Source organism: Oceanobacillus sp. FSL K6-0127, from assembly GCF_037983385.1.
In the GTDB taxonomy this organism is placed as follows: Bacteria; Bacillota; Bacilli; order Bacillales; family Amphibacillaceae; genus Oceanobacillus; species Oceanobacillus profundus.
This window is the reverse complement of record NZ_CP150287.1, coordinates 2050393-2074365: the sequence shown is the minus strand read 5'-3', so window position 1 is coordinate 2074365 and position 23973 is coordinate 2050393. Positions and strand designations below refer to the sequence as shown.

The following is a 23973-nucleotide window of genomic DNA, read 5'->3' as shown; positions in this document are numbered from 1 at the left end:
TATAACCACCACCTTCAAGTACATATGCTTGTCCATTAATATGTATTGTTGGAGATCGCTTTTTATGCTTATTTCATTAAGAACAAAAAAAAGAACCCTCTCTGAAAAGGTTCTTTTACTATTTCATATAATTTTTAGCTTTGTGCTGATTTCGTATTACGTCGCATACTTCGCATGACAAAGCTCACAACTAAAATGAGCACAATTGCTCCAATCAAGGCCGGGACAATATAGAACCCTCCCATTACTGGACCCCATTGGCCGAGTATGAGTGTTCCGAGCCATGCACCAATAATACCAGCGATAATATTTCCAAAAACTCCTCCAGGAATGTCACGCCCGGTTATTAGACTGGCTATCCAACCTAAAATTCCTCCAATGATTAATGACCAAATAAATCCCATTTACTACTCCTCCTTCATATTTATTGCAGGAGTAGTTTAACCAACTTTTTCAGTATCATACAAAATCAAAACAGCTCTGCTAATAACTCATATGACCTCTTCCTTGCTTCATAGCTATGGGTAATAGTAACAATCATTAGTTCATTGACATCATAACGCTGTTGCAGATTCTTAAGCTCTTCTTTTACATGCTGTGGATTTCCAATAATTTGATTCTGTTTCAGTTTATCAATCATCTGAATTTCTTCATTCGTATACTGATATTGTTCTATTTCTTCTATGGAAGGTACACCGTTCTTACCCTCACCTTTTGCTTGCAACACTTTCCAATGCAAATTACTTTGAGCAATTTTTTCTGCCTCTTCTGTTGTTTCAGCACAAACGACGGTAACCGTTACAATAGCTTTGGCTTTATTTGTTGTACTATTATCGAAATAGCTTTTAACGATCGCAGGGCCATCCGCATCACTCATAAAGTGGCCAAACACATAAGGCAACCCTTTTTCAGCTGCTAGATATGCGCTTTTTTCACTCGTTCCTAACAACCATGGAATTGGTGCTGATTCCGGAATTGGTGTGGCAGCAATTTTTGCAAACATATTTTCTTCAGGAAAATCACAATTGATAAAATGAAGCAATTCATCCAAAAGCTTAGGCATGTTTTTCACTTTCTCCAAGAAGTTTCCAGCTAAAGCAATTGAAACCTCAGCCGATCCGCCTGGCGCTCTGCCAATTCCTAAATCTATCCGACCAGGGAATAAAGTTGCTAACATATGATATCTTTCTGCCACATTATATGGTTTATAATTCGGCAATAAGACAGCACCAGAGCCTAAACGAATTCTTTCAGTTTGCGATCCAATTACTCCAAGCAAAATATCTGGAGCTGGACTCGCTAATCCATCAAGATCATGATGCTCTGCTACCCAATATCGCTTATATCCTAAGCGGTCTGCAAGCTGAGCGAGTTCAATAGAAGCGTCTAATGCTTCCTTCGCAGTATGCCCCTTTGCAATTGGTGCTTGATCCAAAATACTAAGCTTCATTCTTATCACCCTCTTCCTTTTGATTCATTTCATCCACAAGCTTTTCCGCTGCTTTTCTGTAAAAATTACTCATATTTGTAAGTGTAGCCACAAGTAGTACTTGTTCCAAATACGGCTCATCATTATCATTCACTTCAGCAACTTCTGTTTCAACCTCATTCATATGTTCGAGCAGGTCTTTTTCAAACATGGCATGGTTTACATTCATTAATTCCAAATAACTACTGTATAATCGTTGTAAATCAAAGGACTCGTCCGTTATTTTCGTATTCAGCCTTTCAAGTGTCAGCTTTACATCATTGATTGATAATGCACCCTTCATTTGATATATCATGCTTATCAACATTAAATGTTCCTTCGAATACCTCTTGTTTTTAATTGGAAAAAACAATTTCCCTTTTGCATAATTATTTATCATTGTTTTTGTAAGTACTTTTTCATCATCATTCCGCTTTTGACCTACAAACTTCTTCTCAAATAGTTGAATTACCTGATCCATATAAAGATCTAAATCTGGGATATCCTCAATAGATAACTGGTTATCTAAATGGAGTGTTTCCATCCATTCATGTTTATGTTTCATTGTAACAACCTCATTTATATATAGTATGTTCATTATAAAGCGAAATTTTCTCGAAGTAAACATTGACTACATCATATAATACGTTTATTATGTACATATAGTTTTTAAAACTACTTATCATTATAGGGGTGTTAATATGAATAATTACATTCGGGAACCGATCAATGGATTTACACATTTATTCGGGGCAATTTTATCAATCGCGGGACTTGTTGCATTGATAATGAAGGCTCTAGATACAACAGAATCAGCGCTTGCAATAACCGCTGTCATTATTTTTGGAATTAGCATGATCCTGCTATATGCTGCGTCTGCTACATATCATATGGTTATAGCAAGGGATCGAATCATCGCATTTTTACGACGGGTCGATCATTCGATGATATTTGTACTCATAGCTGGAACGTATACGCCGTTTTGTTTAATCAGTTTAAATGGTGTAACTGGCTGGATTTTATTCGGTGTCATCAGCGGACTTGCGATTGCAGGGGTTATTTTTAAACTAGTTTGGTTTCATGCACCGAGGTGGTTATCAACTGCACTCTATGTCATCATGGGCTGGATTGTTGTGTTTTTCAGTGGATCACTTGCACCGATTATCGGAACGAACGGGATGTTCTTCCTAATTCTTGGTGGTCTACTATATACAATTGGAGCCGTTATTTATTGGCTGAAGCCCGCATTTTTAAGCTTTAAACATGTCGGTTTCCATGAAATTTTTCATATTTTCATCTTGCTCGGCACCCTATTTCATTTTATATGCATTTATGGGTACGTATTATAAAACATATATTTGAAGGACTATTTCATTTTTTTGAGATAGTCCTTTTTGAAATGTTAATTTATTCTAAAGTTTTCTAGACCCTTGTGAAGAGGCAATTATAGCATCGTTAAAACGTAAGATTAATAAATTGGAAGCAATCAGGCCAGTTAAAGGAATAAAAGTATAACCTTTTAGCAATCAAGAAGAAATTAGTTGCTTTTATTGTGGTAAAATTAAAAAGATTAAGGGAATGACTATAAGGAGGGTTTTATCATGGCGAATAAATCAAGTAATAGGAGAATAGATTCTGCTTCAAAAGTAATTATGGCATCTCCACAAACTATTTATCAGGCGTTTTTGAACCCAGAATCATTGGTTTCGTGGCTTCCACCGAAAGGAATGTCGGGTCATATTGACATGTTTGATCCCCGTGAAGGCGGAACTTATAAACTGATTCTTAAATACGAAATGGATCACTCAAACCCTGGAAAGACTACGGAAAACACTGACGTAGCCCAAGGGAAGTTTTTGGAGTTGGTTCCAGACAAACGAATTGTGCAATCAATAAAATTCGATTCCGAGGATCCATCATTCTCGGGCGAGATGATACAGAAGTGGCTCTTGGAACCTGTTTCAGAAGGCACAAAGGTTACTATTGTATGCGAAAACGTACCTGAAGGAATACGGAAGGAGGATCATGACACAGGTTTAGGATCCACGCTGGAGAATCTTGCTATCTTTACTGAATAACAAATTGTAATAATCATTTCTGATATCAATCTTAAGCAAATGAGCGCTATAACGAATAACCCAAGCGGAAAATGAACAATATTTTTCATAAAAATTCTATGGATCGAAATATGTTGAGTGCCTTTTTCATTAGAAATAACTGAAAATGATGTAAATAAAGAAATAATCGACAGGCTCTTTGAAAGAGTAAAAAAGGAAGTCGAATTAAGAATGGCGCAACCATCAAATGCAGCTATAGATTCATATTAAAATAATAACAAACCATCATATGGTGGTTTGTGTAGACCTAAAATAAAGTCGCGATGTTTGTAAAAAAGATGCGAATTTTTGCCCCTTTGGATTTTGCATTATCCAAAGGGATTTTTATGGATACAATAAAATTAAGTATTATTCCATTAATGGGCCCAAATTGTGGAAGAAGTTTATAAAGAAAAACAACACTTTTTATTAGACCTTTTATTCCCTTAGTTAATTTACTTTTTAACTTCATAATGCAATTCAATAAATTGATTAAATTTCTTAGTTCCTTTCAGAGAAAGGTCTAATTGTCGATTTCCTTCTTTAAATAAAGGGATCCCGTTACCTATTATAGTTGGTGCAATGGTTATAATGAATTCATCAACTAAATCTTTCTGCATAAAAGAATTTAGCAGTTCACCTCCACCGACCACCCAAATGTTATTACCGTCTTTGTTTTTTAGCTTGTTCATGAAATTATTTACATCATCCTTAACAAATTTCACATTCTCGGTATCCTCATAAGAAGATCTCGTAAACACATAGCATTCCTTATTTTTATATGGGAACTCTTCAAAATCTTGCTTCATTACCCAATCGTAAGTTCTTTTTCCCATTAAAATTGTATCAACTGTTTCATAGAACTCTGCAAAGCCGTTATCTCCTTCACCTTCAACCTTGAATAGCCATTCAAGAGATTCATCTTTCGTAGCAATGTATCCATCCAAACTTGACGCTATGAACAATACCGTATTTCGTCTTTGATTCATGAAAACTCTCCTTTCATTACCTGTAAACTATATAATATAAACATGACATCTTTTGTCATGTTTATCAAAATAACTCGCAAATATTTCTTACTCAAGGGTCATATGGAGTAGAGAGAATTGAGAAAAGACAGGGACTGAAAAGTCTGCGTATACGATTTCAAACAACACATTGGAATTAGATGAAACCTCCCTATTCCGAACCGTGCAGACGGTTGTGTGAGATGTCGAAGGTTAGTTACCGCTTCCTGCTCGCTTCGATTATATAGAGACGGTTTTATCTTATTTTAGAAAGGGTAAAAAATAATAGGAGGTTGTTCAACATGAGACATATAGTTTTTTATGATGGAGAATGCCCTTTATGTTCAACTGTGAAGATAGCTGTTCAAAAATTAGACTGGTTTCGACGAATTCATTGGATACCGGTTCAAGTAGCTGAGGAGAGCTATAAATTCCATTTTTTAAAAAATCGGGATATATACGATAAGATCCAAATGCTTTCATCCAAAGGTCGTTTGTATGAAGGGTTTTATACTGTAAGGAAAATATTAACTGCTTTGCCATTAACCTTTCCTTTCAGCTTGTTATTTTATCTGCCATATATCGATAGGCTCTTATCTCCGCTGTACATGTGGATTTCCAAAAATCGTTACGATTGGTTCGGACGTAAACCATTATAATCATATGCTAAAAGAATAATTTTAATAAATATCACTGACTAGATACAATTAAAGTTGATTATTAAGACGATGTATCATGAGCAAATTAGGTCCAAATGGTGGTACATCATTTTGTATCATGATTAGGAGGAGTAATATGCTCAAACGCAAAAAACTTGGCAGGAGTAGCTAAAACGAGCGGAATAATTGTTGCCATGGTACTCACTTTTTTCTTACCATAGCAGTATCACCTAAACAAGCTTCTACTACCTGTAAAAGTGGTGAAATAGTGTATATTAGCTCTTTGGTCAAGAAATTATTAAATTACGAAAATGGAACTCTTTTAGAAGTCACTTGGAAGGATAGAACGAGTTATTTCTATACGTTAGAAACGTTTTATGATTCCGACAACGGCTTGGAGATGGAGGTCCCTGAATATAGGGAGTATCACGCAGCACTACTAAGACTGCATGAATCGAAAGATAATAACGGTTTTCTTAAAACAACTCTCGGAATTTGAAAAGGTGGGTAATAAAAACAATCCTTTTATTATTAAAAGGGGCACTGACAGGAGAAACTATCTGGAAGTCTTCTATGAAGTAAGTGCAAATAAATCCCACCTACTTCATGCAGGTGGGATTTCTCAACTATATTGTAATTAGATTTATTTAGAAAGGCGGTTTATTTAAAGTTAATAACCAATCATTTCTGATTGTACATAATGATATAACAAATTTTCCGTTTGAATAAGTGAACTTTCATGTGTTCGCTCAAAAGCATGGGATGAGTCTATTCCTGGTCCAATTAATCCGTGAATAATATCATGGCCTGCACGAATTGCTGCCGAAGCATCTGAACCATAGAATGGATAAATATCCAATTGATAGCCAATGTTATTAGCTTCAGCCAGTTCAACAAGGTGTTTTCGCAAACCATAATGGTATGGTCCTGTCGTATCTTTGACACAAATGGAAACAGTATACTCATCTGTCGACTGCCCATCTCCCATTGCTCCCATATCCACTGCTAAATATTCCACAGTTTCAGGAGTAATGTTGGAATTTCCACCATAACCAATCTCTTCATTATTGGAAATAAGAAAATGCGTTGTATACGGAAGTCTTATCTCTTCCGCTTTGATTCGTTTGATAAGCTGTAATAAAATACCTACACTCGCTTTATCATCTAAATGACGTGATTTAATAAACCCATTTTCAGTCAGCTGTACACGTGGATCAAAGGAAACAAAATCCCCAACCTCAATTCCAAGCGTCCGTACCTCTTCTGCATTTTCAACCTTTGCATCAATCCGCACTTCCATATTCGTCTGGTCACGTTTGGCGTCACCGGCATCTTTATATACATGAACAGAGGTCTGATGCATTAAAATTGTTCCGGTTATAACTTCCCCATTCGCTGTATGAACCTCACAATACTCTCCTTCAATCGAGTTATAGCGAAAACCACCAATCAAATCAAGACGAAGTCGGCCATCACTCTTTACTTCTTTTACCATTGCTCCTAATGTATCTACATGAGCAGTCAGCATGCGATGCTCATCCTTATTTGCACCAGGCAAGGTTGCGATTAAAGCTCCTTTTCGATTATGTTTCGTTTCTACATTTAAATCCTGTAAAAATTGTTCTACAAATTGAATCACTTGAAACGTATACCCAGACGGACTTGGAATTGATACTAATTGTCTAATTAGCTCCTTTGTTTCGCTAACATTCGGATATGGCGTCATCTGATCACCCCTTCTTATCGATATCCTAATTTTACAGTTAACATCACTGCCTGAACAGTAAATATACTTCATTATTGATGGAATTAGTTCTTATCCTAGCCTCCTTTAGAATATGTGTATAAAAGGGATTTAATCAAGGAGGAGAAACAATGGGATATTATGTACAGGTCGAACCATCTGTTAACATTTATGTGGAGGATATCAATCCAACAAGTGAAAAAGTTATTCTGTTTGTGCATGGATGGCCAGCAAATCACCGGTTATTTGAATATCAATTTAATGTTTTTCCTGGTATGGGCTATCGCTGTATCGGAATTGATTTAAGAGGTTTTGGTCAATCCGATAAACCATGGGAAGGTTATTCTTATGATCGTCTTGCAGATGATATTCGCGTTATTGTTGACACACTCGGTTTAAAACATTTTACACTTGCCGGTCATTCAGTTGGTGGTGCAATCGTTATTCGATATATGGGCAGACATCGTGGATATGGTGTAGATAAGCTTGCTCTATTCGCTGCAGCAGCACCTAGCTTCATCCAGCGACCAGGATTTCCATATGGCTTACAAGCTAATGAAGTAAATCAGCTTATCCAACAAACGTACGATAATCGTCCACAAATGCTAGCAGATTTAACGAACATGTTTTTCTACAGAGCGCTGACACCAGCTTTTAAGGAATGGTTTTTCCAATTAGGAATTGTGGCAAGTGGTTATTCCACAGCTAATATTTTAGTCACATTGAGAGATGAAGTACTCTTTGCTGATGTGGAAAGCATTCAAGCACCTACTCTTATTTTCCAGGGAATACATGATCAAATTTGCCTTCCCCAGCTTGCGTCCGTCCTGCATCAACAAATACAGCACTCCAAGCTTATCTGGTTTGAACATAGTGGACACGGATTATTTTGGGAGGAACAAGAAAAATTTAATCGAGAACTATTAACATTTTTAACGGCGTAAAAATAACCTAGCATGTGACCGTATCCTGAATCACATGCTAGGTATTTGTTTAACTTTTACGCAGAAGTTTAAAATTCTTACTCCAGATTCCTTAAAATAAACTCTCCAGCAACAGAAAGACACCTGTAAATAACAATAGAATGTATGTAAATAGCCTAAAAATCTTTTGATTTATCCATTTAAAAAGTAGCTGCCCTAGGAATAATCCTAAAATCACAAACGGAACCGCATATAAACTCGATTCCCAAATAACTTTATTTGTACCCGTAAAGATGATTTGCGTAATAAGACTGACAAGATAAATAAAAAGATAAAATCCTAAAGTCGTTGCCCGCAGCTTTGCTTTTTCCGTATCTGTTCCAGTAAAATATAACAACAATGGCGGTCCAGGCATTCCAACACTTGTTGTTAACCCTCCAGATATCCCGCCAACAATGAAATCTCTGATTGGAGTTGGTTTTACTTTGAAGTTTAGCATTAACAATACAGTTAATAGCAGAATAAGGATACTGATTCCCAGCTTGAAAACGTTCATATCTTCAATCGTTATAATTAGGATAACACCAACGGGGATACCAGCTAAGCTTCCTAGCGTAAATCGCTTTACAATCTTAAAATCAATATCTTTTCTGATTTTATAGACTAATGCAATTGAAATAATTAAAGATAAAATAATATTTATCTGAATTGCTTCTTGAGGCAAAAATAACATGAGCAAGAATGGTGTAGCCATTATTGAAAAGCCGAACCCAGTGCTCGTTTGAAGAATAGAAGCAACTAAAATAATTGTGATAAATAAAAATATCGTTCCCAAAATAGACACCCTCTGCCTGTGTGATGTTGTGTATTATTCATCATAGCATTGTTCACCTATTTTTTGTTCTTCATCTGACAACTTTTAGCGAAATAGCACAAAGGATATACGCTGATTAACATTCTACTTAGAGCAGACTTTTACGATGGATTTTAAAAAGGACCTAACCTTTGAAAAGCCACCTGACATGTATCAGATGGCCTAAAACAAATTATTATTCAACTAAAAGCGGATAATACCCTTCCTCATTATGTGTTTCTGTTCCGACTAATGGCGGGTTGAACACACAAACCATTCGCATTTGTGTACGTGCACGAAGACGATGCTTATCATTATCATTCAACAAATACATTGTTCCAGGCTTAATTTGAAAAACATCTCCAGTTTCCACTTTTTCAATTTCCCCTTCACCTTCAATGCAATAAACTGCTTCAATATGATTTTTATACCAGAAAAAGTTATCCGTACCAGCTTTAATAATGGTATCGTTCATGCTAAAGCCAACGCCATCCTTTTTCAAAATAAATCGACGGCTCGACCAGTTTTCACTGAAAGTTTCATCCTCTGTTCCAATAATTTCCTCTAATGATTTAACGATCATAGCGCATTCCCCTTTCTTATCCCTCATTATTTGTTCAAGACATAGTTAATACTGTCATCTAATAGCTGAAATCCCTTTTCTAATCCCACTTTGTCAATAATAAGCGGTGGCAGGAATTTAACGACTTCATCCTTAGGACCGGAAGTTTCTACAATTAAGCCACGCTGAAATGCTTCTGCACAAATTTCAGTTGCTAGACCCTCTTCCTCTACTGCAATTCCCTGCATCAATCCTCTGCCCCTTGCTTCTCCATTCAGTTCAGGATATTTTTCAATTATAGTACTTACAGCAGTCTTTAGAATTTCTGCTTTTTCCTGAACTTCTTTTTCGAAGTCATTATTTTTCCAATAGCTTAATGCTTCCGTCGCTGCAATAAACGCTAAATTATTTCCACGGAAAGTACCATTGTGCTCACCCGGACCCCATTTGTCATGTTCCGGTTTGATTAATGTAATTGCCATTGGCAGACCAAAACCACCGATCGATTTGGAAAGACAAACAACATCCGGTTCAATACCAGCTGGTTCAAAGCTAAAGAAAGTACCCGTACGTCCATTTCCTGCCTGCACATCATCTACAATTAATAAAATGTCCCAGCGTTTACACAGTTCCTCTATCTTTTGTAACCATTCGATTCGCGCAGCATTAATGCCACCTTCTCCCTGTACCGTTTCCAATATAATAGCAGCTGGCAATGCCACACCACTTCCACTATCCTCTAAAAACCGTTCCAAATAGGCGATGGAATCATGATTTTCCACATAATTATCAAACGGCATAGATACCGAATGATGGAGTGGCACACCTGCACCATGGCGTTTAAAGGAATTACCTGTCACAGAAAGAGAACCAATCGTCATTCCGTGAAAAGCATTTGTGAAGCTTATAACTGTCTCACGTCCTGTTACCTTTCTAGCAATTTTCAAAGCACTTTCTACTGTATTTGTTCCAGTTGGACCCGGAAACATAATTTTATAGTCAAGCTTACGTGGTGTAAGAATAATTTCTTTAAAGTTTTCAAGGAATTCTTTTCTTGGAGTTGTACCCATGTCGAGGCTATGTATAATGCCATCATTTTGGATATATTCAATCACTTTTTGCTGCATCGTATCATCATTATGGCCATAATTCATTGTTCCTGCACCGGCAAAAAAATCAATATACTCCTTGCCATCTGTATCCCAAAGTTTATAGCCCTTTGCTTTATTAAAAACTGTCGGCCAGCCTCTGCTATAGCTTCTTACAGCAGACTCTAATTCCTCAAATGTTTTCATTTTCGCATCATTTAATACAGCTGTAGTCACCAAATCATCCTTTATCTTTTATTTTTTATTGGACCTATCTTGAATAGCAATTCATCTTCATGTCCTTCAGCTGGAAAATCCTCTGAGAGAAAGTAATCACTGATGTTGCAATCTGTCTCAAGCTTTTTTGCAAGACCTTTAAATAATGATTGTGACGGTTTATTTGAAGGTGAAACTGTTGCTTCAATGTATTGAACGGTTCCACATGCTGTACGGTTCAGTAATTGGTACAACATCTTTGTTGCTAAACCTTTACCGCGCTCAGATTCATTAACAGCAACCTGCCAAATGAATAATTTATCCGTTGTATTCGGATGAAAAAACCCGGAAATAAACCCAACAATCTCCCCGTTTCTTTCTGCCACAATGGATGTATCAGAAAATATCTCACACCACATTAAATAACTATATGACGAATTTAAATCAAGTACCTTTGTATTTTTTATGAGTTGCCAAACCACTGATCCATCGTGTTTGGTTGGCTTACGAAAATGAAAATCTGTTTCAATTTCAGCTACTGCATTCATTCCTGCAATTCCATTTGTATTGATGCTCTCACCTCCTGCGCTATTTAATTGGTACTCTATAAGATTAATAATAAGCTTCCATTTCGTCAAAATTGATAAAGGCGGGAATTTACAGATTATTCATGATGAGGTATGCTGTGGGTAGTTTGATTGAAGATGCCTATTAAAAGCTAGCAAATGCTGAGGTATAATCCGGTTTATGCAAAATTCGAGTTTTTTAGAGTTTTAAATCAGAAGGTTGGTTGCTTATTGGTCGTATTTTTAGCAAGTCTCTAATAAAGCAAATTAATATTGACAGGACGGCATTTTACACGTATAGTAATAAGTACAAATCGTACATACGATTCCGTAGCTCAGCTGGGAGAGCGCTACCTTGACAGGGTAGAGGTCGTTGGTTCGAGCCCAATCGGAATCATCATAAAACAGAGGTCTGTATCCCTTGTATATCAAGGAGTACAGGCTTTTTTATTTTTATAGTAAAGATTTGTTTTTCACCCCAATTTGGTTAGCAGTCACAAATCAGTCACAGAATTTTTTAGAGCCATTTCAAACACATCGGCAACATCATAATCGTTGTTAGGAACAAGGTGAGCGTATATTTCCAAGGTTGTTTTGGGGCTGGTATGTCCCATACGTGCAGCAACTTTGACTAAATCTACACCTCCTGATAACAGGATGGATGCGTGCGAATGTCTTAAATCGTGAAAGCGAATGATACGTACACCACCTGCTTAATGATTCTATTTGTAACCCGCAGCAAATTTCCCGGATCCTGGACCGCCCCATTTTCTGTACAAACAACTAAATCTTGATCTTGGTACATTTCTCCAGCCGCTTTCTTCTGACCCTCCTGATTTCTTCGGTGTTCTTTAAGTTCAGTGATGACTCGGCTAGATAGTAGAAAACCGGATTTCTTTTTCTGTTTACGCACCCCATCTTGATTGAGATCAACGGTATATCGATATCTAATCCCTTGTTTTTTCTTATATTTTTGAATAGATCCTATCATTTTGCTTACCTCCTTATTAGTAAAGGTAAGCAAGTGGTCTACTTTTAATTTTGACCAAGGAATAGTAAATTATAATTAGTTACATTAATTTAGATTTATTATTTGAAATATTGCAATTAAATGGTAAGGTTAATATGCACTTAAACTAACAGGACATTATTGTTGTAGAATAATAGAAATGCATATATTCTCTAAGAAAATTAAAAAGAAACTCTTGACTCTCCCCTATAGGGTAGACATTAAACTCTATTTGTAAGTTAATCATTTAAAGGAGGAATTCAAAATGAACTTAGAAATTAGAGACATTAAAAAAGAGGACATAGAACCTATTAAAGTAATTACTGCTGAGGCCTTTGCTAAAGGGTTTATAGAAGAGGTAGAAAACGAAGATATACTAGATGCAGCAATTACGCTAATGTTTATAAATCCGATATTAAACAAAAGTACCTTCGGGAGAGTAGCTACACTAGACGGCGAGGTCATTGGTGTAATTTTTGGATCAAGAGTTGATGAGATAAGATCTTATAGATTATTACAAGAGGATTATACAAAGGAACTGTTAGAAATCTTAAATCTAAACGACATCGAAAGAAACTTATTTGTCGAATTTACTTCAAAGACTAATGATGCATATAGCAAGTTAATTAGAGGAAAAGAAAATGAGTTTCAAGGCTGTTTAGAATTCTTTGCCGTTTCTGAAAAGTCGAGAGGTAAAAAGGTAGGAAAAAAATTATTGAATGAGCTATTTTCTTACTTTAGAAACACAAAAGTTAATAAAATCTATGTATATACAGATACAATAAGTAACTATGGGTTCTACGACTGTAATGGTTTTAAACGCCTAGAGGAAGAATTAACTGTATTTAATTTACCTGAAGGAAGATTCGAGAATACAAACTTTATTTATGAATACAAATTTTAAGTTTAAAGCCCACCTTAGCTAGGGGGTGGGCTTTAAACTAATTTGAAATTGCGAAAAGTGATTATTTTGATTAAAGACATCTGTAACTAAATAAAATAAATAAATCTTATCACACGACAAACTCTTTTTCACCAAATATTCTTTTATTAATTGAAATGTTTCGATTTCAGTTTCTCTTGTACAATTTACAGTTAAGTAATCTCCCTTTGGTAACTTAGATACACTTGGATTATCTTTAAGCATAATAGAATCATCTGCTGTTATTATACGAAATGCATCACTAATAGCCCAAATATCATTATGACGTGAATAAATTAGTCCGTACTGGAATGTATTCATTATAAATCTTTCTAATTCTTCATCTAATTTATCGAATGACTGCATTTCATCAAGTACTCCACCCTGTGTAGGTGAACTAAAAAGGTATCTTTCTTCGAAGGTCTGCATATTAAAGCCTTTATTCATAAGATCATCCTCAGATGTATGAATAGCTTTCTTTAATATTTCTATTTGTTTACTAAACTGTATTAGTTTTTTTATTTCCATCTGAATTTCTTCATTTTTCTGTTCCAAGTAAAACTTAAGATAATTGGTATCGGAATTAGTAAATAAATCTTTAATTTCACTAATACTTACATTACCCTGTCTACATATTTTTATAATATCAAGGTAAAAAAATTGGTTAATTGTATAATACCGATAACCATTTTCGGGGTTTATGTAGGCAGGCGTAAGCAAGCCAATATCGTGGTAATAACGCAAGGCTTTTATTGTAACATCCTTTAATTTAGAAACTTCTCCAATTGAAAAGTATCTTTTATTAACCATAAATTCCTCCAAGAAGTTTAATGCGTGAAGTCCTTTTTTCACCCCTATATTTTAGAATAGCACACGTTATTGATTAATTTTTGTTATTATTATTGGCATTAATAGAGTATCCTTAATGTCTTCCTATTATTTAGGTAGATTTATATATCTCGAAACTCCAAAATGATTTTTAACCTTTATAGCTAATTTTTCCTGTCTTCAATAATTCTTTAAGACCCATAAACATATAATACCAGCCTTGTTCAGTGCTATCACGCCATTCATCATGAGCTTTTTCGATATCGGACTCTGTCCAATTTTCTTCATGAATAACATGGATCAATTGTGTGAAAGTCATCTCACAGCCTTGCTGGAGTTCTTTTAGCTCAACTGTAATCGTATCTGCTAATTCGCTGAATCCTTCTGGTGTCAATTCAGGCATCTTAAAAGTGAACACGATTTTTTTCGGAGGATCAATTTCGAGGTACTCCCCAATCGCACGGTAATCTTTTCCTTGTCGATGGTCAACAATTTCCCAAGTACCGCCTACTACAGGATTATTTTGTGCAACCTTATTCGTCCCTTCCAATGTAAAAAACCATTTTCTCATCATTTCTGGGTTTAACCATGCATCAAAAACTCTTTCCGATTTTACATCAAAATTTCTGACCATTGTTAAAGTGGTTGTTGAATAGTTGTTCATATTAAAAACTCCTTTATGTAATTTAATGTTCTTTCTTTTGTGCCTTTATTAACTCTTTCTCAAGAGGGTCAAAACGATTACTCCAAAACCTCTCATAAAAACGAAGCCATTCAGAAACTTGAGACAATGACGCTGCGTTTAATCTACATATATGCGTTCTTCCTCTTACATTCCTCTCCACAAAATTTGCTCGTTCAAGAACCTTTATATGTTTAGAAATAGCTGCTAAAGACATGTCAAAAGGCTCTGCTAACTCTGAAACTGTCCTCTCCTTTTGAGACATCATATAAACGATTTCTCTCCTTGTTGGATCGGATAAAGCATGAAAAATTTCATTTAAGTTATCTTGATATTGATTAACCATATGGTTAAATATAACAAACTTCTCAATTTATACTCAACTGTTTAGTTAAATTAAAAACATATCCGATCTTTCGTTTTGTGCTTTTGTGGGTAAATCAAGAATTATCAATCATTGAATTTCAACTTATCAATATATTCTTTACCCTCTATCAGTGAAAGACCCAAAGTTTCTCTTGCTTTTTTAATTGCTTTTACATCTTCGCCCTCTTTTATTAGTTTACGTAGTTCATCATTGATTGGATTTTCAGGCAGACCCGATTGTTTGGTTACTTGGTCTAAGGTATATTGCATTCTTTTTATGCGACCTTCTAATTTATTCACCTTAGCCGTTACATTTATTATTATAAGAAAAGCTATGATTATAAGAATGTATTCCATATATTTTTAAACCTCCATATATTATTTGTTCCCTAAACTTATGTACGGATTAAAAAAAAAATAGTTTCACTATTAAACAATCTTTCCAAGTTAGTCGAATAAGAAAAAGGGTTGCCGCAGCAACCCCATTGTTCAACATAGGCACCCGTTACTTTAAGTTCATATTTTTATAATTCAGAAATTGTTGCTTAATTGAATACGCATTGTTTTATATAAAATGTTGCACCTAGTCTAAAGTGCAACTCCCTATTTTATGTTTTTTCATAACAAAATGCCTTTTAAACTAATGCATCTAACTCAACATAGCGAAAGCTACTAAAGATCCCTTGTCGCAAGATTGGAAACCACTCTTTTCATAAAAATGTCTTACATCTACGTAAAATAACGTTAATCCTTCTTGAATTAACGTTGAAGATCGGCCGGGGTTTATTATCCTTGAAATGTATAAGGAGATGAGGCTTTAAATATCCTGTCAACTCCATTAAGATGATAAGGCATTAATTCATTAGCCCTTTGTATGGATACCCATTCTATTTCTGAAATTTCGTCTTTGTCTATAATGGAAATTTCTCCTCCGATTACTTTTGCATTAAATGTTATAAATATAGCGTGATGTCCCTTGTCTTTAAATATAGCTTCATTGACAGCTATAATTTCTCCAGCTTCAATTGTTAAACTTGTTTCTTTCTTGACCTCTCGAATAACTGCTTGTTCTAGATTTTCTCCTTTTTCCATTGCACCACCAGGGAGAGACCAACCTCCACCCTTGTTATTAACCATAAGGATTTTTTTCTTATCCTCATTGATAAATAAATGCATAAGTTACATCGACTCTTATCATTTCTAACTCTCTCCTATGTTTTTCAGCGTTAAATTATTACGGAATGTTTTTCGGCTACCCTGCCCCACCAGTAAAATATCTTCTATGTACTAGTTACTTGAATAAGTTGTTATTTTATTTTTTCTATACTTTTAACCAACCTAATTATCCAATACAACGTTATCCAAGGAAGAATGAACTTTGTAGCCCATTCTATTAAATTAGGTATTACATAGGATGTGTTTATTTTAAAAAACCAGAGTATTAAGCAAAGTGCAATTAAAATTATAATTGGTATTATAATTTTAATCATCCTCTCAAAGCTATTTTTATTCTGTTGCGTTACTTGAATAAGGAGGAGCATTATCCTTCTATCAGTAATGCACCGGTTAGTAAAGTAGAATGATAAAAACAATATTTATTACTTCTATTATTCTATATGGTTGCGGGCTTATCTAATAAAAGTGTCGTATAAGAATGGTATGCCCACATCCAAGATAAACAAAGCGATGGCGACGAAAAGGACGGTTCCGGCTATTGGTAGAATCCATTTTCTTTTCTTGAATTGGAACCAGTAATTGATTGCCCACATTACAGTCAGGAAAATAATTGTACCGAATCCAAACATGTCAGAGACGGGGTCTCGGTGTGGGCTAATATTTACCACAGAGAAAAACGCAAGAAAACCGATAGCTCCCAATAGAATTAAATTGACAGTATGCACGACAATATCATAAATAGTATCCTTGTTTTTCATTAAATTTCCACCCCGATCATTTATAGTCCACAATCACATTTTACTATTCTCATTCCCGTCCCACTGATCTTCGACTGCCATCCCTTTAACAAGATAGTCACTTTTGAGTAATGCATCCGTTTGTTTAAGTACATTCTTTCACAAACATAACCCATAATCTTCATTTGTTACAGGAATGCTGCCCAGTTTGTTTTCACTATAACTTGCACTAAATATAATCCATCAGAAACCAGTTTTCTCTGTTTTTAAGTTGTAGACAATTTAGAATTGGAAATCCCCATCCTTCATTAGCAGGACTTCAGTTCCACCTTCTTTAATGCCTACTACTTTCATATCTTCGGTACCAAAGGTTACGTTAACTAACAAAAGTGAAGTATTCAGACCCGCTTCCTTCAACTCTTCCTCAGATTGGTCAATGCCATTTTGAATATTGGAGGGAGATGCATTTCCGATTCCAATATGACAGGTCGTATTTTCATCAAATAAGGTATTGTAAAAAAGAGTATCTGCCTGAGCAAGAGGAGATTTATTAGAGACTAAGGCAATTTCACCTAGATAATGTGAACCTTCGTCTGTTTCGATGATATTTTGTAACACTTCCTGTCCCTTTGCGGCATAATAGTCGGTAATCCGTCCATCTTTAAAAATTAGATAAAATTCATCGATGACACTTCCACCATAGATAAGAGGTTTAGTACCTACCAATTTGCCATTTACCTTATTTTTATGGGGAGCAGTAAATATTTCTTCCGTAGGAATGTTCGGAAAGAAAGGTATTCCATTTTCATCTATGACACCCCCACCGATATAGTGATGATTTTTAGGTAGACCAACTAATAAATCAGTTCCACCGCTATTTGTAAAATGCAAGGCTTCAAATTGGCTCTCGTTTAGGATTTTTTTTCGAGACTCGAAGGCTCTATTGTGACTCTCCCAATCTTTTATAGGATTTTCCCCATCTGCCCGTGATCCTTTTAAAATTAATTTCCATAATGATTGTAAAGCTTCTTCTTTACTTAGGTTAGGAAATACTTTAGTTGCCCATACAACATACGGGACAGCTAGAAGACACCAGCGTACCTCGTGGGATCTAATTTTCGCATAATAATCCCTCAATTTCGTACGAGAAGCTTTTTGGAAACGACTTATCCTTTCTGTAGAAACCTCCTTATAGACATCTAAGTTTTCAGAAATAATATGGATGTAAGCAGCACCTGCATCGTCCCACTCCTTAAAACGGGCAGCCTGCCAATCAGGAAAGTGATCGATGATACTATCTGCTGCATTTAAGTAAAATTCTTTGGTTGACTGTTCATCTGTCCAATCTATAAATACATTTGAAGCTCCTGCCTCGTATGCTATCGTTTGGATTAGACGTGCAAACGTAGCATTTTGTATATCACTATGAATAATCAATAATTGATTTTTTTGCAGATTTACACCTGTTCGTACAGCAAGTTCTGCATACATTTTTAACTGTTGTTCACTTATAAATTCATATATTCCTTTATTCATTTAATATCTCCCCTGTGATGTTCTTGTATAATTTTGCTACAGACCCCAGACGTACTTAAACTATCCTACCCCTCTACTTCGACAAAAAATGCGATAATCCTTCTTGAATTATCGCACCCTATAGTGCAGTATCCAACGAGCTTCTATTAGCTGGTTTACTTAATAAGCAATTACGTATTATACGCTTTTCGATTCCCTCTGTTACCAATAAAAATAAATAGTAGAAATCACTCCAACAACAAATGAAAGAATGATCATCGCTACTGAAGAATTTATATTCAACCAATAGAATTCGTTTAGAAGAGCAGGGTTACTTGCTCTTCTTTATATTTGGTTCCAAAAGTAAGAAATAGGTGCTATTCATTACATCTTCAACTTTTGTACCAGTTAGCTTAACAAGCAATAACTAATTTCCAACTATTTTGTTCTCTGTTCCATTTACAATTCTCTTTATATTTTGTCGATGTAGAACAATTATTGATACGCTTATTAGGAGAGAAAGTGCTATGATAACTTTATCTTCAAATATAAGACTGTAAATGAATAATGCTATACTAGCCAACATTGAACTTAGTGATACATACTTAGTAAATAGCAAAGTTAACACGAACACAACAAAACCAACACAAACACCTAAAGGAGTCAAAAACAAGAAGACTCCAGTTGCTGTCGCAACAGCCTTTCCACCTTTAAAACTAGCAAAAACAGAAAATATGTGCCCTAATATGGCTAATAAACCACATACAATAGGGTTAACTGTAGAACCAAGTATTTGGGGAAGTAAACAAGCAAATGTACCTTTTAATATATCAGCAATTGCAACAATAAATCCTGCTTTTATGCCTAAAACTCTATAAGCATTAGTTGCGCCAAGATTACCACTACCGTAATCACGAATATCTTTCTTATAAAATATTTTACCGATTACTAAAGCAAATGAGATTGAGCCAATTAAATAACTTAGACTCAAAGTTAAAATGTTCAAATTATTATCTCCTTACATAGTTTGTTAAGTAAGTATGCCTATTTATTGCATATGATTTTCCTGCAATCCTTCTTACATAACCTACCCCTTTAATGACACTAGTTGCAATTTTTTTTCAAGAAAAGCAACAGTTTGCTTAATAAGACTTAATAACTTGTTAAAAATACTTTTCCCTTGGTTGTTTTAGAAGACTCTACAACCTCAACAGCCTTTTTTACGTTTGAAAAGTTTCTTGCCATTTATTTGCTGAAACATTTTTATTCCAATTCCGTAAATGAAATATATTAGCATTTACTTTTGCCTTGTTTACAATCTCTACCCAATTTACTTGTACCCCAGATAAAAGACCAATTGTTAAAAAATTGCCATTACAGAGGACACTAAAAGCTAATTCATTCCCATCAGCGCCTCCAACAGAATCGATAGCAGCATCTGCCCCCACTCCATTTGTTAATTACATAACTGTTTCATTAAGCGAAACTTTAACTATCCTGCCAGCTTATACTTCGATGATAGCATAATATTTTAAACATTTTATTGAATTTTTCCAGCAGAAAAAAGCGATCAAATATAATAATCACCTTGTTTAACTATCACACCCGTTAGCTCAATAAGAACTTGCTAATTAATTGTTTCTTTGCTTCTTGTACAATAATAGTTATTATGAAGTCTTCGGTAAATTTATTTATATTATCGCCATAACGAAAGTCATCTATCATTTCACTTATTTCAAACCATATCTCTAATTCTTCATTAGTAAAGTGTTCACGAACCACTTCATATATTTCATATGCCAAGTTTATTGCTTTATTATGATCATCTATTATTTGCATTAATAAATAACGTATATAACATTTTGCACATTCTTCATAAGAAGGCTCCTTTATACCTAATTCACCTAAAGCTCTATTAAAATAGTCTTCTACTTCAAAAATATTTAGTGGCTCTCTCAATGAAGCGAGGATATTTACGGATGGTGTTCGAGTTTCATTTTCCCACAGACTATAAGCCCAATTAACATAGTCAACAGGCTTTTCTTTCCCTTTAAATTTCTTAAAACACAATATTTTTATATTCAGATTATTCATTCCCTTTTTTACTACTCGACTTATTCAATAATCCTACCGTTAGCTTTAACTTCTACCTAAATACTAACATAATATTCCAATAATAAAATCAAGATTTTAACCATAAGAAAAAGGCGATCTCACTTTGATCTCCTTCAGTCACTATCGCACCAGTTAGTTGATTTTATCTTTTACTGTTTCAACTTCCTTTATCGCACTTGTTAAAACTAAGTCGTTTTCACTTATCGTATGTCCTTCTACAAGGGAGATGTCGTATTCGCCATTAGAGAACTTTATGTAATACGCATCTTCTTTATTCTTTTCAAAAATTGTGTACTTATTTTTATTTACTGTATTTAATTCCCAACTCGCACCTATCCCTACTCCAACACTGTCTGATATTCTCTTTGCGTAATATCCTTCCTTGTCTTCGATTAATTCTCCAACAAAAAATACATCCTCTCTCGACTGTACTACTAATAACTTTTCCCCTCTTGTCGTTATAATTAAATCAATATTCCCTTCAATATCTTCTTTCTCACTAAAATGTTCCAAAGTTTCTTCTTTAGAAGAGAAGTGGTCTATCTTATCCTTTTCACTACAAGCAGATATGAAAAAAATAGCTATAACCATTAAAATGACCATAAATCGTCTAATAATAACCTCCACCTTCACCAGTTTATTTTTCAAAACTATTTACCATTATTTAAACAACCCTGCACCTTTGCTTCGACGTAACCATCTAAAAGAAACAACAGATTCCCCTATTACCAACCCAATTGTTGCAACAATAAATCCAGTTAGGTAATCTGGCGTTTCAAATAACAATTGGGCAATTAAAAAGCCTATTAACAAACCCACAATTATAGCCACATAATACTTCATCCTATATTTTAAGTATTGCATTTTTCTCCCCATCTTTCTTTATGAAACTCTCCTGACGCTTTATCACAATAACTGCCGTTCAATTTCATTCTTTAACTATGGCACCCGCTAGCACAATAAGAGATTATTTTATGTAATAATATGATTTAACCAATGGAGCTTAAACTCTTTCCCATCCCATTAAAAACTCTTCCTCAACAGTCTGTTCATCTAATAATTCTTTTTTTATTACAAAACCATTCATCACGTAAAAATTAACGGCGTTCCTATTTTTCTTGTACACTTTCAGTTGTATATTTTCCCTTCGTTCTTTTATAAAGTTTAATAATCTTTTTCCGTATCCTTGGCCTTGATGCTTAACATCAATAAACAGTGCAGCCAAATAATCATCTACCAATGATACAAAACCCACAATTTCTATTTCATTACTTATAACATAGGTTTCAGACATTGGAAGATATTTTCCTTCCATATCCTTTTGCTGTGATTTCCAATAATCCTTATCAATAAAGTCATGTGCTATTAAGGAACCTTCATACCATATTTTTATTAATTTATTAACTTCTATTTTTTTGTTTCTTCTAATGTTCACGTTATCACCCTTTCAAATTACAGCACTTATGAATCATTATTAAGATAAGGTTAGTTCAATACCGTTTATTCTACTAACCTGCCCCTTTAGCTTAATAACATATTTTTATTTTAACATTAAATTCCACTTTTTTATTTAGAACACCCTAAATTATTCAGAAAATTATTTTATTCCGATGATTGGATATGCTTTGTTATAAATCTAATTAGGGAGTGATTTGATTTGCTGTTGTTAGAAGCTACGAAATCTTATGAAGCAGATAAGAGAATTGAGGGCTTTTCTCCACAAACTTTAAATGCTTATAGACTTCAAGCGAAGCTATTAGTTAACTTTTTAGGTAATACCAAAATGAATGACATTACAACCCAGCATCTAAAGCAATATTTAGCTGAATCAAGCAATGAATTGAAGCCATCAAGTTTGTCTCATCGAATAAGATTTATCCGATCCTTATTTCGTTGGTCACACGAGGAAGGGATCATTGATAGTAACCCTGCTAGTAAAATAAAAGAACCAAAAATCGGGAAACGTATCCCAAAATTCTTAACAGAAAGAGAGATTGAGCACTTACGAGATGCTTGTTTTACTCCAATGGAGAAAGCCTTATTCGAATTTATGTTTTCAACTGGGTGTCGTATTGGAGAAATCGTGACACTTGACAGAAACAGCATTAATTGGGGAAGTCAATCGGCAATTGTTCGAGGTAAAGGTGATAAAGAAAGAGAGGTATATTTCAATATACGTTTTGATATATGGCTGAATAAATACTTAAATAGTAGGAACGACAATGATTCTGCTATATTTGTTACAGAACGATCTCCACATAGGATGAGTATTGCTCAAATGAGATACATAATTAAACGTATTTCTAATCGTGCTGGAATTAATAAAACCATTCATCCTCATCAATTAAGGCACAGTTACGCTACTCATCTCTTGAATAATGGTGCTCCACTTGAAGTTATCCAAAGTCTTCTAGGGCACGAGAAAAGCGAAACAACACGAATTTATGCTCAATTAAGTGGGAGACTTAGGCAAGAGTTTTATAGAAAGTATTTTTAGATTGTTGAAGAGCAACGCAATAAATATCTCGTTGCTCTTTTCAATTTTTGCACCAGTTAGCTAAAGAACTTAAAACTTTTCTAGGAGAAGAATATTTCGATTATATATTTCTGAATGATTAAAAAGAACCCCCAGCCAATAACTCCAAATAAAATCGCTACTGATAAATGAATAGAATGTTTAAATGCCATATAAATTATCAAGAGCATTACAATAGTTGCTGGAAGACCTGCTATCACACCACCTGTAAACTCATTAATAGTCTTTGTGGATTCTCCTTGTACAGTAAGCCAAATTATACTTAGAATACTGATTAAAGGTAAAGCTGCTATAATTCCTCCGTACACTGGAAATCTTCTTGCTAATTCGGTAACTATGCCAATAATGGCTGCGGAGCTTACAATTTTTATGAATAAATACATTTATTTTGATACCTCACTGAGTAATTGAAAGGCTTTAACAATTTGTATCCTTTCTTTATCTGATAACTTATCAAGTGCTGCTTGTAATTTTTCTTCATCTAATTCTGTGTTTTTCCTTACTATCTTTACACCAAGTTCCGTAAGATGTAAGTAAACCTTACGTTGATCTTTTTCATATCTTTCTTTATATAGCCATCCATTACTTACTAGCTTTTTCACGTGTTCCGAAGCAGTATTATGTGATATAGATAAATGTTCTGCAATATCTCGAACCATTACAAACTGCTTTTTATGTACCATTTGTAATATACGGACACTTTGGTGAGAAATGGATTCTTGTTGTACTGGGTGAAGTTCAAAGTAAATGTTAGAAAAATATCTGTTTATTTCATCAATCATATAAAATACCTCCAATACATCGTTTCAATAGATTATATCGTGTTATACGATATAAATGCAATAAAAATTTACCGACTGCTTTCAATAGTTCTTAAACTAACCTGCCACGTTAGTTTAAGTACA

General features: G+C 34.6%; 29 protein-coding genes, 1 tRNA gene and 2 pseudogenes. 7 read left to right on the top strand and 25 right to left on the bottom strand.

The features are described from left to right. Positions 1-134 precede the first annotated feature (134 nt). The 3 genes from MHH64_RS10435 to MHH64_RS10425 all read right to left on the bottom strand — a co-directional run bounded on the left by MHH64_RS10435 (position 135) and on the right by MHH64_RS10425 (position 2033). Positions 135-404 carry a GlsB/YeaQ/YmgE family stress response membrane protein gene (locus MHH64_RS10435; protein WP_095309385.1) on the bottom strand — a complete coding sequence of 90 codons (270 nt, stop codon included), beginning with the start codon at positions 402-404 and terminating at the stop codon, positions 135-137. A gap of 65 nt (positions 405-469) precedes the next feature. Next, positions 470-1450, bottom strand: coding sequence for an LLM class flavin-dependent oxidoreductase (locus MHH64_RS10430; RefSeq protein ID WP_340003198.1), 981 nt, complete (start codon positions 1448-1450; stop codon positions 470-472). Next, the gene (locus MHH64_RS10425) at positions 1440-2033 is read right to left on the bottom strand and encodes a DUF1836 domain-containing protein (RefSeq protein ID WP_095309389.1); all 594 of its coding nucleotides are present in this window, start codon (positions 2031-2033) and stop codon (positions 1440-1442) included. Before MHH64_RS10425 ends, MHH64_RS10430 begins: the two co-directional genes overlap by 11 nt. A gap of 136 nt (positions 2034-2169) precedes the next feature. On the opposite strand from MHH64_RS10425, the gene MHH64_RS10420 reads away from it, so the two are divergent. After that, positions 2170-2817, top strand: a complete 648-nt coding sequence (locus MHH64_RS10420) for a hemolysin III family protein (RefSeq protein ID WP_095309391.1) — start codon at positions 2170-2172, stop codon at positions 2815-2817. 252 nt (positions 2818-3069) lie between these two features. Further along, the gene (locus tag MHH64_RS10415; RefSeq protein WP_095309392.1) at positions 3070-3546 is read left to right on the top strand and encodes an SRPBCC domain-containing protein; all 477 of its coding nucleotides are present in this window, start codon (positions 3070-3072) and stop codon (positions 3544-3546) included. Positions 3547-4019: 473 nt separating this feature from the next. Here the strand turns inward: MHH64_RS10415 and MHH64_RS10410 are convergent, their stop codons facing one another. Then, a complete protein-coding gene (locus MHH64_RS10410) occupies positions 4020-4553 on the bottom strand; it encodes a dihydrofolate reductase family protein (RefSeq protein WP_340003197.1) in 534 nt (177 codons plus the stop codon). Positions 4554-4873: 320 nt separating this feature from the next. On the opposite strand from MHH64_RS10410, the gene MHH64_RS10405 reads away from it, so the two are divergent. After that, positions 4874-5230 carry a DUF393 domain-containing protein gene (locus tag MHH64_RS10405; RefSeq protein WP_340003196.1) on the top strand — a complete coding sequence of 119 codons (357 nt, stop codon included), beginning with the start codon at positions 4874-4876 and terminating at the stop codon, positions 5228-5230. 670 nt (positions 5231-5900) lie between these two features. Here the strand turns inward: MHH64_RS10405 and MHH64_RS10400 are convergent. After that, positions 5901-6956 carry a M42 family metallopeptidase gene (locus MHH64_RS10400; RefSeq protein WP_340003195.1) on the bottom strand — a complete coding sequence of 352 codons (1056 nt, stop codon included), beginning with the start codon at positions 6954-6956 and terminating at the stop codon, positions 5901-5903. Positions 6957-7105: 149 nt separating this feature from the next. Here MHH64_RS10400 and MHH64_RS10395 point away from each other — a divergent pair, with 149 nt between their 5' ends. After that, positions 7106-7918: an alpha/beta hydrolase gene (locus tag MHH64_RS10395; protein WP_095309407.1), complete on the top strand. Its 813-nt coding sequence runs from the start codon at positions 7106-7108 to the stop codon at positions 7916-7918. 91 nt (positions 7919-8009) lie between these two features. Here MHH64_RS10395 and MHH64_RS10390 read toward each other — a convergent pair whose 3' ends face one another. From MHH64_RS10390 to ectA, 4 genes are all read right to left on the bottom strand, one after another. Further along, the gene (locus MHH64_RS10390) at positions 8010-8732 is read right to left on the bottom strand and encodes a sulfite exporter TauE/SafE family protein (RefSeq protein WP_095309410.1); all 723 of its coding nucleotides are present in this window, start codon (positions 8730-8732) and stop codon (positions 8010-8012) included. Between the two features lie 214 nt (positions 8733-8946). Then, positions 8947-9333, bottom strand: coding sequence for an ectoine synthase (locus MHH64_RS10385; protein WP_095309412.1), 387 nt, complete (start codon positions 9331-9333; stop codon positions 8947-8949). Between the two features lie 26 nt (positions 9334-9359). Continuing rightward, on the bottom strand, positions 9360-10607 hold the full coding sequence (gene ectB, locus MHH64_RS10380; protein ID WP_095309519.1) for a diaminobutyrate--2-oxoglutarate transaminase: 1248 nt from the start codon (positions 10605-10607) through the stop codon (positions 9360-9362). A gap of 41 nt (positions 10608-10648) precedes the next feature. After that, positions 10649-11164 (bottom strand): diaminobutyrate acetyltransferase, encoded by a 516-nt coding sequence (gene ectA / locus MHH64_RS10375; RefSeq protein WP_118888770.1) that lies wholly within the window; start codon positions 11162-11164, stop codon positions 10649-10651. A 342-nt stretch (positions 11165-11506) separates the two neighbouring features. Between ectA and MHH64_RS10370 the strand changes: the two genes are divergently transcribed. Then, a tRNA-Val gene (locus MHH64_RS10370) sits at positions 11507-11579 on the top strand. A gap of 279 nt (positions 11580-11858) precedes the next feature. Here MHH64_RS10370 and MHH64_RS10365 read toward each other — a convergent pair. Next, positions 11859-12173 (bottom strand): hypothetical protein, encoded by a 315-nt coding sequence (locus MHH64_RS10365; protein WP_118888768.1) that lies wholly within the window; start codon positions 12171-12173, stop codon positions 11859-11861. A 283-nt stretch (positions 12174-12456) separates the two neighbouring features. On the opposite strand from MHH64_RS10365, the gene MHH64_RS10360 reads away from it, so the two are divergent. Further along, positions 12457-13095, top strand: a complete 639-nt coding sequence (locus MHH64_RS10360; protein WP_118888767.1) for a GNAT family N-acetyltransferase — start codon at positions 12457-12459, stop codon at positions 13093-13095. An 18-nt stretch (positions 13096-13113) separates the two neighbouring features. On the opposite strand, the gene MHH64_RS10355 is transcribed toward MHH64_RS10360, so the two are convergent. The 13 genes and pseudogenes from MHH64_RS10355 to MHH64_RS10295 form a co-directional block, all read right to left on the bottom strand. After that, positions 13114-13923: a helix-turn-helix domain-containing protein gene (locus MHH64_RS10355; protein WP_118888766.1), complete on the bottom strand. Its 810-nt coding sequence runs from the start codon at positions 13921-13923 to the stop codon at positions 13114-13116. A gap of 169 nt (positions 13924-14092) precedes the next feature. Further along, positions 14093-14605 (bottom strand): SRPBCC domain-containing protein, encoded by a 513-nt coding sequence (locus MHH64_RS10350; protein WP_340003194.1) that lies wholly within the window; start codon positions 14603-14605, stop codon positions 14093-14095. A gap of 22 nt (positions 14606-14627) precedes the next feature. Continuing rightward, positions 14628-14969 carry a metalloregulator ArsR/SmtB family transcription factor gene (locus MHH64_RS10345; protein ID WP_251660452.1) on the bottom strand — a complete coding sequence of 114 codons (342 nt, stop codon included), beginning with the start codon at positions 14967-14969 and terminating at the stop codon, positions 14628-14630. Between the two features lie 104 nt (positions 14970-15073). After that, entirely contained in the window at positions 15074-15346 is a 273-nt protein-coding gene (locus MHH64_RS10340; RefSeq protein ID WP_118888763.1) for a hypothetical protein, read from the bottom strand. Positions 15347-15775: 429 nt separating this feature from the next. Then, positions 15776-16187: pseudogene (locus MHH64_RS10335) on the bottom strand (NUDIX hydrolase). A 430-nt stretch (positions 16188-16617) separates the two neighbouring features. Beyond that, entirely contained in the window at positions 16618-16923 is a 306-nt protein-coding gene (locus tag MHH64_RS10330) for a hypothetical protein (RefSeq protein WP_118888761.1), read from the bottom strand. 261 nt (positions 16924-17184) lie between these two features. After that, on the bottom strand, positions 17185-18438 hold the full coding sequence (locus tag MHH64_RS10325) for an aminopeptidase (protein WP_340003193.1): 1254 nt from the start codon (positions 18436-18438) through the stop codon (positions 17185-17187). A 406-nt stretch (positions 18439-18844) separates the two neighbouring features. Further along, positions 18845-19423: a glycerol-3-phosphate 1-O-acyltransferase PlsY gene (gene plsY / locus MHH64_RS10320; RefSeq protein WP_095309430.1), complete on the bottom strand. Its 579-nt coding sequence runs from the start codon at positions 19421-19423 to the stop codon at positions 18845-18847. Positions 19424-19569: 146 nt separating this feature from the next. Next, positions 19570-19904 (bottom strand): annotated as a pseudogene (locus tag MHH64_RS10315) (alcohol dehydrogenase); the annotation flags it as partial. A gap of 121 nt (positions 19905-20025) precedes the next feature. Further along, on the bottom strand, positions 20026-20511 hold the full coding sequence (locus tag MHH64_RS10310) for a hypothetical protein (protein WP_251660463.1): 486 nt from the start codon (positions 20509-20511) through the stop codon (positions 20026-20028). A gap of 153 nt (positions 20512-20664) precedes the next feature. Then, positions 20665-21180, bottom strand: a complete 516-nt coding sequence (locus tag MHH64_RS10305; protein ID WP_340003192.1) for a hypothetical protein — start codon at positions 21178-21180, stop codon at positions 20665-20667. 12 nt (positions 21181-21192) lie between these two features. Further along, positions 21193-21363, bottom strand: a complete 171-nt coding sequence (locus MHH64_RS10300; protein WP_303447977.1) for a hypothetical protein — start codon at positions 21361-21363, stop codon at positions 21193-21195. A 172-nt stretch (positions 21364-21535) separates the two neighbouring features. Continuing rightward, the gene (locus tag MHH64_RS10295) at positions 21536-21967 is read right to left on the bottom strand and encodes a GNAT family N-acetyltransferase (protein WP_303447978.1); all 432 of its coding nucleotides are present in this window, start codon (positions 21965-21967) and stop codon (positions 21536-21538) included. A gap of 222 nt (positions 21968-22189) precedes the next feature. Here MHH64_RS10295 and MHH64_RS10290 point away from each other — a divergent pair, with 222 nt between their 5' ends. After that, the gene (locus tag MHH64_RS10290; RefSeq protein ID WP_340003191.1) at positions 22190-23029 is read left to right on the top strand and encodes a tyrosine-type recombinase/integrase; all 840 of its coding nucleotides are present in this window, start codon (positions 22190-22192) and stop codon (positions 23027-23029) included. Between the two features lie 80 nt (positions 23030-23109). On the opposite strand, the gene MHH64_RS10285 is transcribed toward MHH64_RS10290, so the two are convergent. Both MHH64_RS10285 and MHH64_RS10280 read right to left on the bottom strand, forming a co-directional pair. After that, positions 23110-23451, bottom strand: coding sequence for a DUF3147 family protein (locus MHH64_RS10285; RefSeq protein WP_303447980.1), 342 nt, complete (start codon positions 23449-23451; stop codon positions 23110-23112). Next, positions 23452-23850: a MarR family transcriptional regulator gene (locus tag MHH64_RS10280; protein WP_303447981.1), complete on the bottom strand. Its 399-nt coding sequence runs from the start codon at positions 23848-23850 to the stop codon at positions 23452-23454. It abuts the gene before it with no gap. Between the last annotated feature and the right edge of the window lie 123 nt (positions 23851-23973).

Excerpts from the sequence above, each read along its gene's own strand:
- MHH64_RS10340 (WP_118888763.1), bottom strand. The coding sequence starts at position 15,346 with ATGGAATACATTCTTATAATCATAGCTTTTCTTATAATAATAAATGTA.
- MHH64_RS10345 (WP_251660452.1), bottom strand. The coding sequence starts at position 14,969 with ATGGTTAATCAATATCAAGATAACTTAAATGAAATTTTTCATGCTTTA.
- MHH64_RS10400 (WP_340003195.1), bottom strand. The coding sequence starts at position 6,956 with ATGACGCCATATCCGAATGTTAGCGAAACAAAGGAGCTAATTAGACAA.
- MHH64_RS10420 (WP_095309391.1), top strand. The coding sequence starts at position 2,170 with ATGAATAATTACATTCGGGAACCGATCAATGGATTTACACATTTATTC.
- MHH64_RS10280 (WP_303447981.1), bottom strand. The coding sequence starts at position 23,850 with ATGATTGATGAAATAAACAGATATTTTTCTAACATTTACTTTGAACTT.
- MHH64_RS10430 (WP_340003198.1), bottom strand. The coding sequence starts at position 1,450 with ATGAAGCTTAGTATTTTGGATCAAGCACCAATTGCAAAGGGGCATACT.
- MHH64_RS10285 (WP_303447980.1), bottom strand. The coding sequence starts at position 23,451 with ATGTATTTATTCATAAAAATTGTAAGCTCCGCAGCCATTATTGGCATA.
- MHH64_RS10395 (WP_095309407.1), top strand. The coding sequence starts at position 7,106 with ATGGGATATTATGTACAGGTCGAACCATCTGTTAACATTTATGTGGAG.
- MHH64_RS10365 (WP_118888768.1), bottom strand. The coding sequence starts at position 12,173 with ATGATAGGATCTATTCAAAAATATAAGAAAAAACAAGGGATTAGATAT.
- MHH64_RS10405 (WP_340003196.1), top strand. The coding sequence starts at position 4,874 with ATGAGACATATAGTTTTTTATGATGGAGAATGCCCTTTATGTTCAACT.
- MHH64_RS10355 (WP_118888766.1), bottom strand. The coding sequence starts at position 13,923 with ATGGTTAATAAAAGATACTTTTCAATTGGAGAAGTTTCTAAATTAAAG.
- ectA (WP_118888770.1), bottom strand. The coding sequence starts at position 11,164 with ATGAATGCAGTAGCTGAAATTGAAACAGATTTTCATTTTCGTAAGCCA.
- MHH64_RS10435 (WP_095309385.1), bottom strand. The coding sequence starts at position 404 with ATGGGATTTATTTGGTCATTAATCATTGGAGGAATTTTAGGTTGGATA.
- MHH64_RS10360 (WP_118888767.1), top strand. The coding sequence starts at position 12,457 with ATGAACTTAGAAATTAGAGACATTAAAAAAGAGGACATAGAACCTATT.
- MHH64_RS10425 (WP_095309389.1), bottom strand. The coding sequence starts at position 2,033 with ATGAAACATAAACATGAATGGATGGAAACACTCCATTTAGATAACCAG.
- MHH64_RS10310 (WP_251660463.1), bottom strand. The coding sequence starts at position 20,511 with ATGAATAATCTGAATATAAAAATATTGTGTTTTAAGAAATTTAAAGGG.
- MHH64_RS10350 (WP_340003194.1), bottom strand. The coding sequence starts at position 14,605 with ATGAACAACTATTCAACAACCACTTTAACAATGGTCAGAAATTTTGAT.
- MHH64_RS10385 (WP_095309412.1), bottom strand. The coding sequence starts at position 9,333 with ATGATCGTTAAATCATTAGAGGAAATTATTGGAACAGAGGATGAAACT.
- MHH64_RS10330 (WP_118888761.1), bottom strand. The coding sequence starts at position 16,923 with ATGAAAAACAAGGATACTATTTATGATATTGTCGTGCATACTGTCAAT.
- MHH64_RS10325 (WP_340003193.1), bottom strand. The coding sequence starts at position 18,438 with ATGAATAAAGGAATATATGAATTTATAAGTGAACAACAGTTAAAAATG.
- MHH64_RS10410 (WP_340003197.1), bottom strand. The coding sequence starts at position 4,553 with ATGAATCAAAGACGAAATACGGTATTGTTCATAGCGTCAAGTTTGGAT.
- ectB (WP_095309519.1), bottom strand. The coding sequence starts at position 10,607 with ATGAAAACATTTGAGGAATTAGAGTCTGCTGTAAGAAGCTATAGCAGA.
- MHH64_RS10415 (WP_095309392.1), top strand. The coding sequence starts at position 3,070 with ATGGCGAATAAATCAAGTAATAGGAGAATAGATTCTGCTTCAAAAGTA.